At 42.1% G+C, this 11,624-nt stretch carries 9 protein-coding genes; 6 read left to right on the forward strand and 3 right to left on the reverse strand.

Annotated features, from left to right (window positions below; all coding sequences use genetic code 11):
- Positions 1-2: 2 nt before the first annotated feature.
- Entirely contained in the window at positions 3-803 is an 801-nt protein-coding gene (locus tag COR50_RS03425) for an alpha/beta fold hydrolase (RefSeq protein ID WP_098192686.1), read from the reverse strand.
- A gap of 81 nt (positions 804-884) precedes the next feature.
- On the opposite strand from COR50_RS03425, the gene COR50_RS03430 reads away from it, so the two are divergent.
- The 4 genes from COR50_RS03430 (at position 885) to COR50_RS03445 (ending at position 6,541) form a co-directional block, all read left to right on the forward strand.
- Positions 885-2,678 (forward strand): acyl-CoA dehydrogenase family protein, encoded by a 1,794-nt coding sequence (locus COR50_RS03430; RefSeq protein ID WP_098192687.1) that lies wholly within the window; start codon positions 885-887, stop codon positions 2,676-2,678.
- Positions 2,679-3,149: 471 nt separating this feature from the next.
- The gene (locus COR50_RS03435; protein ID WP_098192688.1) at positions 3,150-4,898 is read left to right on the forward strand and encodes an N-acetylmuramoyl-L-alanine amidase; all 1,749 of its coding nucleotides are present in this window, start codon (positions 3,150-3,152) and stop codon (positions 4,896-4,898) included.
- A 184-nt stretch (positions 4,899-5,082) separates the two neighbouring features.
- Positions 5,083-5,427, forward strand: a complete 345-nt coding sequence (locus COR50_RS03440) for a carboxymuconolactone decarboxylase family protein (RefSeq protein WP_098192689.1) — start codon at positions 5,083-5,085, stop codon at positions 5,425-5,427.
- Between the two features lie 79 nt (positions 5,428-5,506).
- On the forward strand, positions 5,507-6,541 hold the full coding sequence (locus tag COR50_RS03445) for a 2-oxoacid:ferredoxin oxidoreductase subunit beta (protein ID WP_098192690.1): 1,035 nt from the start codon (positions 5,507-5,509) through the stop codon (positions 6,539-6,541).
- 67 nt (positions 6,542-6,608) lie between these two features.
- On the opposite strand, the gene COR50_RS03450 is transcribed toward COR50_RS03445, so the two are convergent.
- On the reverse strand, positions 6,609-7,250 hold the full coding sequence (locus tag COR50_RS03450; RefSeq protein ID WP_098192691.1) for a LysE family translocator: 642 nt from the start codon (positions 7,248-7,250) through the stop codon (positions 6,609-6,611).
- 135 nt (positions 7,251-7,385) lie between these two features.
- Complete coding sequence (locus COR50_RS03455) at positions 7,386-8,930, reverse strand: GH3 family domain-containing protein (RefSeq protein WP_098192692.1); 1,545 nt, start codon at positions 8,928-8,930, stop codon at positions 7,386-7,388.
- Positions 8,931-9,685: 755 nt separating this feature from the next.
- Between COR50_RS03455 and COR50_RS03460 the strand changes: the two genes are divergently transcribed.
- Both COR50_RS03460 and thiL read left to right on the forward strand, forming a co-directional pair.
- Positions 9,686-10,456 carry an inositol monophosphatase family protein gene (locus COR50_RS03460; RefSeq protein ID WP_098192693.1) on the forward strand — a complete coding sequence of 257 codons (771 nt, stop codon included), beginning with the start codon at positions 9,686-9,688 and terminating at the stop codon, positions 10,454-10,456.
- A gap of 32 nt (positions 10,457-10,488) precedes the next feature.
- Positions 10,489-11,520: a thiamine-phosphate kinase gene (gene thiL, locus COR50_RS03465; protein WP_098192694.1), complete on the forward strand. Its 1,032-nt coding sequence runs from the start codon at positions 10,489-10,491 to the stop codon at positions 11,518-11,520.
- Positions 11,521-11,624 lie beyond the last annotated feature (104 nt).

Genomic DNA, 11,624 nt, shown 5'->3' on the forward strand with positions numbered 1-11,624 from the left:
GTTTATAAATATTGCTTTAAGATAATACCCAGCTCATGATCCACCAACTGGTGCCCTTTATCTAAGACAATCACCTGGCAAGGAAAACTCCCATCAGCAAATTTTCTGCCAAGAATAGGAGGTATTACCCGGTCGTATTTACCAAAAAACAGGAATGTTTGAATATGATGGCTAGCCAGCAAGCGTTTACATCTCTTTTTTCGCGGCATCATATGCCTAAGAATCGTCCATACTTTATAGACTTGTTCCCGCTTTTGCAGATCATTCATATTTAATAAAACAAATTTATAGACACTTTCGTTGAGCAGTTTCCATTTCCGCAACCGTGTAAGAAGCCGGAAGAAAAAAGCGGGGTGATAAGTATTGTATTTAAACACTTTATTTCCCAGCTTGGTTTGGGTAGCGATCATATGCCAGGGGTTATTCTTGAGGCCATCGGCAGCAGCAAGGAAGAGTTGGTCGATTTGATCTGCCATCAATTCTACGACGCAAAGAGATATTCTCCCGCCCATGCTATATCCGAAAAGTGAAAATTTTTCAAATCGAAACCTGGTTAACAATTGCCCGATCCATAGGGCCAGGTCACTTTTTTCAAGGGGCCTTTCTTCCCGCCAAACCGTTTTCCCATGTAAAGGCAGATCGATGGCCAAGAGTGTAAATACATCACCCAAAGCGCTTGCAAACTCGCTAAAATGCCTGGCACTTTCCCCGAATCCATGAAAGCAAATCAACAGCCGCGATCCTTGTCCGAACCGGGCCACATGTATTTTGCTTGCCATATGATCCAAGAATAAAGTTTCCATAATTTTAACATTCGCAATGATAATCAACTTTTGCCATTTGCTGCAATATCCTTAAATTACATTAGACCAAAAACACCAAAGATGGAGACAGCCGTAAATAACCCTTCAGCCTTAAAAGGAGCTGAATTTTTAGTTAAAAATACTTCACCTGATGCCGTGTTTATCCCGGAAGATTTTTCTGAAGAACAGGTGATGATCAAAGATATGGCAGAGCAATTTATCGATAAAGAAGTAAAACCGGTGTTGGATCGTATCGATAAACTGGAAGAAGGTTTGATGCCTTCCTTGCTGGATAAGGCTGGTGAACAAGGATTGCTGGGTGCGGCATTCCCGGAAGAACTCGGCGGTCTAGGTAAGGACTTCATCACGGCTACATTGATCAACGAAGCGCTCGGCGCCGGGCATTCATTCTCCGTTGCAATGGCCGCGCATACCGGTATCGGCTCTTTGCCCATCTTGTATTTCGGCACCGAAGAACAAAAACAAAAATATATACCCAAGCTGGCCTCCGGCGAGATGAAAGGGGCATATGCACTTACGGAACCTAACAGCGGATCCGACGCTTTGAGTGCCAAAACAACCGCGAAGTTGTCTGATGATGGCAAATTTTATTTAATCAATGGACAAAAAGCCTGGATTACCAACTCCGGCTTTGCCGATGTGTTTACCGTTTTTGCTAAGATTGACGGCGAAAAATTCACCGCTTTTATAGTTGATAAGGATACCCCGGGATTTACCTTGGGTGCAGAAGAACACAAGATGGGCATCAAGGGATCATCTACCCGCCAAATTTATTTCCAGGATGCAAAAGTTCCGGCCGAAAATGTACTTGGAGAAATCGGGAAAGGACATTTAATCGCTTTCAATATACTAAATATCGGTAGGCTGAAATTATGTGCTGCCGCTTTAGGTGGGGCCAAGGATTGTATTGATATATCCGTTCAATACGCGGCTACCCGCGAACAATTCAAACAACCGATCGCAAATTTCGGCGCTATCAAACATAAGCTAGCAGAGATGGCTATCCGAACCTGGTCTTGCGAATCTGCCCTCTATAGAACGGCGCAGCTCATCGACCAGAAAGAGAAAGAACTGTTGGAATCAGGAAAAGCATTTAACGAAGCGTTACTCGGCGCAGCCGAAGAATATGCCGTGGAATGCGCCATGCTGAAAGTAAACGGTTCCGAAGTGCTGGATTTCGTTGTGGATGAAGGCGTGCAAATTCACGGCGGTAACGGTTTCAGCGATGAATATGTTATTTCTAAAGCTTACCGCGATAGCCGCATCAACCGCATCTTTGAAGGTACGAATGAAATCAACCGCTTATTAACTTTAGACATGACCTTGAAACGTGCCATGAAAGGTAAAATCGACTTGATGAAACCCGCCATGGAAGTTATGAATGAACTGATGAGCATCCCTGATTTCGGGAATGATGATGAAGGACCTTTCGCTAAAGAACAGAAGGCTATAGCACAGTTTAAGAAAGCCATATTGATGACTGCCGGTGCAGCCGCACAAAAACTAATGATGCAATTGGAAACCGAGCAGGAAATATTGATGAACATCGCGGACATGGCAATTGAAACATTCGTAGCCGAGAGTGCATTACTGCGATTAATGAAACTGAACGCTACCAAAGGCGAACCAAGCTCCGGGCTGTTGGCAGATATCGTGCGGGTTTATATTACAGATGCAGCTGACAAGATCAATAAATCAGGTAAAGATGCTATTAACGGCTTTGCAGAAGGTGATGAGCAAAGGATGATGTTACTCGGGTTGAAACGCTTTACTAAAGTAGAGCCTTTTAACACCAAGGATGCGAGAAGAAGAATCGCTGACAAGATGATTGAATCGCAAAAGTATATTTTTTGATTTCTTTGTAGATTAAAATCATTGTTGTCCGACTAAATTTTAAGCGGGGAGAACTTTTGATCTCTCAATAATTCGATTCAATGTTCATCTGCTCGTTTCTTGTACTTTTTTGCTTGCCCAAAAAAGTACAAGAAACGAGCACAAATTGGCCATTACGGCCACCAATTTCATCGCTCGATCTAGCCTTTCTACTACTGTATGGCCAAGCTACCGTTCGCTATCAACTGTGCGTAGCATTTTTAGTCGGACAATAGTGGATTAAAATAATAATTCCCTTGAACCGGTATCTATGATGATACCGGTTTTTTTCTGGATAAAAACGATTGTATTTTCATTTTGATTCATTTTTTATGATATTCATCCTTTCAATGTAAAAATTGTTATAATCTTTGTGAATGCTTTCCCACCATAGTTGTACCGGCACACAACGCGGAGATACATGCAAAAAAATTAATTTCAAAATCATAGGACATGAATAAAAATATTAGACCGTTAGCATTCTTAATCATTCTTTTATCAACGGCTATTACATCATGGGGACAACAACCGTTTATACGGCTTACCAATCCACTGAAAACAGACAATTCCAGTAGTTATTCGAAACAATTCATTACTGGTAGCACCTGTAAATCATGTACTATCACTATGAATAATGTAGCACAGAAAGTTTATCCTACCGGCGCATTCGCCATACAACTGGATTTGCAACAGGGCAATAATCAATTTAAACTGATTGCTAAAAATAAATCGGGCAAGTCAACTACCAAGGTCATTAATTATAATTATACGGAACCGGCGCCACCGCAGCCGGTCACTTCATTCAGCATCGCGTATGTACAAACTTTTCCATCTGGAGATCTCATTGTTGCACCCGGCGATAAAATACAATTCCGCGTAAAAGCGCAACCCGGGGGAGAAGTGGCTGTAGAAGATAAATTCAGGTTACAAGAGATTCCATTGGGTGGAACGCAACAAATGCCGGGCATTTACCAGGGAACATACACCGTGCAATGCAACGATCCCTTGATAAATGGCGGAAGGTTAAATATTGTTTTACGCAATAACAACCAAAGTGTTGCCAAGCGTACCGAATCATCTTATACTTTGCTAAATACTAATGAACAACCACTTATCGGCAAAACGAAAGGCGAACTCCCTTACCTCGAATACGGCTTAGGCGATGACCGCCTGGGAGGCGCCAAGATGGGTTATTTAGATACTGCCGTCTTATTATCCATTACAGGGAAAGTGGGAGATGAGTACCGGGTAAAACTATCCAGCACACTATCCGCTTACATCCCTTCTGAAATGGTGGAATTATTGCCGGGAGGAACATTTCCGCCAAGATCGAATACCGGTTCTTGGAAGGTGTATGGCGATGATAAATTTGATTATGTAAGCATCGGGCTCTCCTGCAAATTACCTTACCGCTCTATTCAAGAAATAAATCCATCCAAGATTATCGTAGATGTGTACGGCGCTACCAGCAATACCAATTGGATTACCCAATTGCAGAACGTGCAGGAAATTAAGAATGTTTATTACGATCAAAAAGAAGATGGTGTATTCCGCGTGATCATAGAATTAAAACATGAACAACATTGGGGGCACCAAGTTTATTATGATGGTAATACCTTGATGATTAAAGTTAAACGTCCACCGCAAAGTAAAGATATCAAGGGACTAACCATTGCCGTGGATGCAGGGCATGGTGGTAGAAACCGCGGCTCGCGCGGCCCAACGGGGGTTTATGAAAAAGATATGACATTGGCCATATCAAAAATTGTTGCCAAGAAGTTGGAAGATGAAGGAGTAAACGTGCTGATGACCCGTGTCAACGATTCTTATGTTGATAATCGTTATAGGATTGTTTACTATCAAGAGAAAGATCCGGATTTACTCATCAGCATCCATACAAACTCCTCGGCAGATCCCATCCGTGTTGAAGGTACTAGCACCTATTACAAGCATATCGGCTTCCGGGATCTGAGTACTTCCATTTATAAAAAGATGTTAGGCACGGGATTGAAAGAATTTGGCAACGTGGGCAGCTTCAACTTCGCGCTTAACGCTCCTACGGAATATCCAAACGCATTGGTGGAAACACTTTTCATCAGCAATCCCGAAGATGAGATGAAAGTGCTTGACCCCGCATTCAGGGAAAAGATGGCCGATGAAATCATTGCAGGCATCAAGGACTTCGTGAAAAATGCCCGTTAAGGCTGTCATATATTTATCATCTTAAAACCATTACCCTACTGTTTTAGTAGATTATTAATATATTTGCCTTCCTTTTTTCCTTAGAATGAAGGATATTTGACATCAATTTAATGAGCAGGTTAGATCAAAATATAAACACATTGATTTACAGATTCTTATAAATATTTCAATATCTACATAAACAATGGGACAACAATTAGACGAATTCAACGCATATAGGGAGAAGATGAACGGGGTGATCCTGGGTAAGCAGAATAAAGTGATTAACCGCTTATTCAACCTTGACACCAATACCTACGCCGAAGGTGCACTGAGTACCAAAACCAAGGAAATGTTGGGTTTGGTAGCTTCAATGGTGCTCCGTTGCGATGATTGTATCAAATATCACGTCGCAAAGTGCCATGAGCAAGGCATTACCACCGAAGAGATGTACGAAATATTTGCCGTGGCCAACATCGTGGGCGGTACTATCGTAATTCCGCATACGCGCCGCGCCGCCGAGTTTTGGGAAGAATTAATTGCAGGATAATAACCAACCGGGTATAACAGGGTTTAATCTAAGATGTTTAGCCTGTTATATCGTAACTTTGTATTCATAAATCTTAATAATGTCAACAGCCACTATAACTCCACAGCCATTAACGGCAAAAGATTTTGCTACCGACCAGGAAGTTCGCTGGTGCCCGGGCTGTGGCGACTATTCTATCTTAAAGCAAGTACAAACCATCATGCCGGGCTTGGGTATTCCCAAGGAAGATATCGTTATCATCTCCGGGATCGGTTGTTCTTCGCGTTTTCCATATTACATGAACACCTTCGGGATGCATAGTATACATGGCCGTGCCACCGCGATCGCATCCGGATTGAAAGCCGCGAGGCCCGAGTTGAGTGTTTGGATCGTTACCGGTGACGGCGACGGCTTGTCAATCGGGGGAAACCATACGATCCACCTGTTGAGAAGGAATTTCGATGTCAATATCATGTTGTTTAACAACCAGATTTACGGTTTAACGAAAGGGCAATATTCCCCGACTTCGGAAACCAACAAGGTTACTAAATCAACGCCATTCGGTAGCATCGATCATCCTTTTAACCCGATGGCTTTGGCCATAGGCGCAGATGCTTCTTTCATCGCGAGAAGTATGGACAGGGATCCCAAGCATTTGCAGGAGATGTTGAAAAGAAGCCATGCCCACAAGGGCGCTTCCTTCCTGGAGATCTATCAAAACTGTAATATCTTCAACGATGGCGCTTTCGAAGCTTTCACAGAGAAATCGTCCAAGGCAAACGAAACATTGTTCTTGGAACAGGGGCAACCCTTGGTATTCGGTGCGCAGAAAGATAAAGGTATCCGCCTGGACGGATTTAAACCTGTCGTGGTTGATTTAAACGAAGGTTTTTCTACGAGCGATCTTTGGGTGCACGATGAGCAAGATTTTTACAAGGCTCAAATTTTAACCCGCATGTTCGATGATCCGAGGATCGAAGGGCATATGCCAAGGCCATTCGGCGTGTTCTACCAAGCCTTCCGACCTACGTACGACGACTTGATGACAGCGCAATTAGAAGATGCGATGAATAAAAAAGGTAGCGGGGATCTCGACAAATTATTAGCAGGGAAAGAAACTTGGGTGATCAGGTAAAAGAATGATATCAACATAACCATTTTCAATGGGGGTGGCCTTTTAGCTACCTCCATTTTTATTTAGGTTAATGAACACCTAGATTTTGAGGATCGAAGAACACGGTATATAGCAGTATTACCCCGAACAGGATCATACAAATACCCGCGATGCGGTTTAACCATTCAACATTGGTCAAAGTGAGTTTATGGCGAATCTTATCGGCAATAAATACTTTCAGGATATCCATCGATAATACAAAAACCAGGCAGGTAGTGTATAAAATAACGCGGTAGCTAACTTGAAGGGGACTATTAGCAATACATACGCCCAACCAAAACACGATCACGGCGGGATTCAATGTATTCATGAGGAAACCGGCTAACCAGATCTTGGCATAATCCCGGGTGCGGAACATTTCAGGTCTTTCATCGCCGGAAGCGATCTTAACCTTTTTAAAGAAAAGGCCGTATACTCCCATACAGATCAGTAGGATCCCACCTACGATGCCAATTAACTTGTTATATTTCTCGAGGTTAGTAACAAAGGAAGTTGCTAGATTTCCCATTAAAATAAAAGTAGTATCACTAAAGGAAACGCCTAACGCGAAAGCGATCCCCGCTTTAAAACCGTTGTTGATACTATATTTTATAATGGCAAAGATTACCGGCCCCACTGAAACCGATAAAAATATCCCCAAACCTAAACCTGCGATAATGGCTGTCCACATGTATCTAAAATCCGTAAGCTAATAAAAGATAAATTTAATTGATTCATACTGGATGATCAATTAATATATCTACTTATCGTTCCCCTGCTATCATTTTTTAACCTAAATAGAATTAAAAAAAGATCTATACAGGTTTTAAACATTCGTATTAATAGCTTTATGTGCTAAATATTCTTCCCAATCTTTCAATTTGGCACCTTTCAACACGCGTGGGAATTTATTCATAGCTCCTTCTTTTCCTTTGAAACGTAAATATTCGATAAACACCTGGTTCGGTATAATTTCAACGAATACTTCTTTCAGCGCGGAAGTTCGCTCAACAGCATAATCATCGTTGATCTCGCTTAAAGTTTCATCGATAATTTGACGGATCTGTTCTACATCGGAATCTACCGCATCGGTACCGATATACCAACGGTGGGCGAACAAGTTCTCGTAGCTAAATCCTGCCACGGTAAATTCCTTGATCGTGATACCCATTTTCTTTTGAACGGTATCGATCGCCTTATTCATATTATCGATACTCATATGCTCGCCGCAAAGGCTTAGGAATTGCTTGGTACGGCCAACAATGATGATCTCATGCTCTTTAACAGAAGTAAACTTAACTACATCCCCGATCAGGTAACGCCATGCTCCTGCACAGGTAGATAGCATCACGGCATATTCAACATCTTCCACGACCTCGTGAATCATGTAAGACTTAGGGTTCGGTTTTACTTCACCATCAGCCGTAAAGTTTTCTTCATTGAAAGGTACAAATTCGTAAAACACGCCAGCATTTAGTACGAGTTTTATCCCCTTGGTACCGGGGCGGGCTTGGAAACCGAAAGAACCTTCGGAAGCCATGTATGTTTCGATGAAGGTAATAGGTTTACCCAGTAATTTTTGAAAACTTTCGCGGTAAGGTTCGAAGGATACGCCACCGTGAATGTAGATAGCCAGGTTCGGCCAAATCTCGTGGATATTATTCACCTTGTGGTACTTGATCACCTCTTCGAAAACGATCTGCACCCAGGCGGGAACGCCGCAAACGGTACCCACATCCCAAGAAGGAGCTTTGCGGACGATCAACTTAATCCTTTGTTCCCAATTCGGTTTATTGGAAATATTACCACCGGGTTTATAGAAACGGCGAAACCACCTGGGAATATTCTTCGCCTGGATACCGCTCATATCACCTTCGTAATAATCACCTTTTTCGTATAGTGAAGTGGTACCGCCCAACATGAGGATACCTTTTTCGAAAGACTTGGGGGGAATGTTAAAGTTCACCATGGAATAAAGTTGCTTCACACCCACTTTTTTCACTGAGCGGAGCATATCCTTGGTAACGGGAATATGTTTGCTGGCGCTTTCTGAGGTACCCGAGCTTAGGGCGAAATATTTCACTTTCTCCGGCCAACTTACATTGCCTTCACCTTCTAAGCATTTATGCCACCATTCATCGTGCATTTTATTGTAGTTATGCACCGGTATCGATTTCCGGTATTGGCTTACCCATTGGGGGTTTGACAAGATACCTTGAAAATCGTAATGTTCCCCGAATTGAGTATGCTTAGCCTTTTCAAGCAAACGGTGCAACACTTGTACCTGGTATTGACGTGGCGTCCCTGTTTTTAACGTAAATTTCTTCCGTATTCTAAGGGATCTGGATACTAGATTACCAAAAATGGCCATTAATTCATTCCTTATTTAATTTGCAAAAATAGGTATTTAACCGCTATAAATTCTGAATAGTTCCAAGAACGGTTATCCCCTCAACATCTTTTACTTCCAAACTATATACCTAAAACCACGCTACCGCTACTGAATGCCATATTTAAATATAACTTATTACAAATCAACTAAATAAATTTTACATTTCAAACTACATTATCAATACTGCCAGGGCACTATATCCATGGTTTGTAAAGGTCGCGCCGCAGCCGGTTTTGATAATAGATAATTATTTCAATATTCATTATTTAATTATCAAGTAGTTCTTCTATTTTTTTAGAAATTCATGATTATATTGTTTCATGCAAGTCAATCGCCTGGATTATGCTACCGGGATAAACCAAGTAGTTTAGGAGTATTTCACCATGCCGTAATTCAGCGCAATGCTACTACCGGGGCCATCCGGCGAGTTAGACCTGTTACTTCCGATCCATTTAAGCGGCTACCGTTGATGATAAAGTGATAATGCCGCTTTCCCGGGAATAAGGGTTATAAATAAAGTGATTTTATTAAACATAGATATACTTCGTTGGTTATAATATGAATACCGGCATTATGAAAGCTTATCCCCGTAATAGCTAGGTCATTTACCTATAAATATATTATTATTCTATATTTTATTTTTAACAGTATTTTATAGAAAAACAGGGTTTTGAACATATAAAATTGCCATTTTAGGGGCGCTAAAATTCTAAAATCAATTTAACTTTGTGACCATGTTAAAACAGACCCTACTTAAAGCTACACAAGCTGGTGCCAAAGTTTTACAACAGTATTTTAATGGAACATTTGAAGTATCCAGCAAGGACACTATCAATAATCTCGTAACGCAGGCCGATAAAGAAGCGGAATCTGCCATCATCGATGTGATCAGGGAAACATTCCCCGACCATTTCATACTCAGTGAAGAAGTTGGGGAGTTAAGGATGGATTCTAATATGAAATGGGTGATAGACCCGCTCGATGGTACGGTGAATTTCGCGCACGGTATTCCTATCTGCTGCGTCTCCATCGCTGTTGAAAGAGATGAAGAGGTAATCATGGGAGCCGTCTACAATCCTTTCATGAACGAATTTTTCATGGCCGAATTAGAACAGGGAGCCACGTTGAATGACAAGGAAATTCATGTTTCGACGAAAGAAGATCTTGCCAGCGCTTGCCTGGTAACAGGATTTCCATACAATTGGCGCGAAATGAGAAATGATCCTGTCAAAGTTTTTAAACGCTTCGTAGAAAACGGGAACCCGGTTCGACGGCTCGGATCTGCCGCATTAGACCTTTGCTGGGTGGCTTGCGGTAGGTTTGATGCTTTCTGGGAACATCATTTACAACCTTGGGACTCGGCAGCAGGCGCTTTAATCGTGCAAGAAGCCGGTGGCGTTGTTACTGATTTCGATGGGTACCCGTATTCCATTTACCAAAAACCGATATTAGCTACGAACGGCTTATTGCATGGCGACATGTTGCAAGTGATCAACAACGGCTAATCTTATATATATTAACCCTCAATTAAAAGATCATGGAGGAAAGAACAGAAATAGATAGCCTGGGTGAATTTGGGCTGATTGATTACCTGACGCGTAATATTGAAATTCATCATGCCAGTACTATCCTGGGGGTAGGAGATGATGCCGCTGTTATTGACCACTTTGGCAAACAAACGGTTATCAGCACCGATATGCTAATAGAAGGTATTCACTTCGATTTCATGTACACACCATTGAAACACCTGGGGTACAAGTCAGTGGTGGTGAACCTTTCAGACATTTATGCCATGGGCGCTACACCCACGCAAATCACTATAAGCCTTGCATTCTCTAACCGCCTATCGGTAGAAGCATTGAACGAATTTTACGAAGGTGTTTACGCGGCTTGCGATAAATATAATGTTGATTTGATCGGTGGTGATACCAGCTCTTCCCAAAAAGGCTTCGTAATTAGCGTAACCGCGATCGGGGAAGTGACGCCGATGGAATTTATTAAGCGCTCTACCGCTCAAAAGGGAGATTTACTCTGTGTTTCAGGCGATCTTGGCGCTGCGTTCCTAGGCTTGACTTTATTGGAAAGAGAAAAGAAAATATTCTTAGAAAATCCACAAATCCAACCGGACCTGGAAGGCGAAACTTACATCATCGGGAGGCAATTGAAGCCGGAAGCCAGGCAAGATATTATCACTTTCCTAAAAGAAAAAAATATTACGCCCACCGCGATGATGGATATTAGCGATGGTTTAAGCTCGGAAGCGATCCATATTTGTAAACAGAGTAACCTCGGTTGCGTGATTTATGAAGATAAAATCCCGATAGACGACAGGACCAAGCAGGCGGCCTTAAAATTTGGGATAGACCCCACTGCCTGCGCGTTGAGTGGCGGGGAAGATTATGAATTAATTTTCACGATGTCTCAATCGGATTACGATAAGATTACTCTCTCCGAGGAAATCAGCGTGGTAGGATATATGACGGATATTTCGGAAGGAACGCATATCATTACCAAGGGTGGGAATAAGCATAAGTTGCAAGCCCAGGGCTGGAATGCATTCAAACAGTAGGGCAAGGAAAGCCTTGTCTCATGAGCATTTCCCCAATAGTCACCTCTTTTAATTGACACGTCCTGTATTTTAACATAAAAATCCCCCAAGAATTGATATATATA

The organism is Chitinophaga caeni (genome assembly GCF_002557795.1).
Lineage (GTDB): Bacteria > Bacteroidota > Bacteroidia > Chitinophagales > Chitinophagaceae > Chitinophaga > Chitinophaga caeni.

Excerpts from the sequence above, each read along its gene's own strand:
- COR50_RS03455 (WP_098192692.1), bottom strand. The coding sequence starts at position 8,930 with ATGGCCATTTTTGGTAATCTAGTATCCAGATCCCTTAGAATACGGAAG.
- COR50_RS03445 (WP_098192690.1), top strand. The coding sequence starts at position 5,507 with ATGTCAACAGCCACTATAACTCCACAGCCATTAACGGCAAAAGATTTT.
- COR50_RS03430 (WP_098192687.1), top strand. The coding sequence starts at position 885 with ATGGAGACAGCCGTAAATAACCCTTCAGCCTTAAAAGGAGCTGAATTT.
- COR50_RS03435 (WP_098192688.1), top strand. The coding sequence starts at position 3,150 with ATGAATAAAAATATTAGACCGTTAGCATTCTTAATCATTCTTTTATCA.
- COR50_RS03460 (WP_098192693.1), top strand. The coding sequence starts at position 9,686 with ATGTTAAAACAGACCCTACTTAAAGCTACACAAGCTGGTGCCAAAGTT.
- COR50_RS03440 (WP_098192689.1), top strand. The coding sequence starts at position 5,083 with ATGGGACAACAATTAGACGAATTCAACGCATATAGGGAGAAGATGAAC.
- COR50_RS03425 (WP_098192686.1), bottom strand. The coding sequence starts at position 803 with ATGGAAACTTTATTCTTGGATCATATGGCAAGCAAAATACATGTGGCC.
- thiL (WP_098192694.1), top strand. The coding sequence starts at position 10,489 with ATGGAGGAAAGAACAGAAATAGATAGCCTGGGTGAATTTGGGCTGATT.
- COR50_RS03450 (WP_098192691.1), bottom strand. The coding sequence starts at position 7,250 with ATGTGGACAGCCATTATCGCAGGTTTAGGTTTGGGGATATTTTTATCG.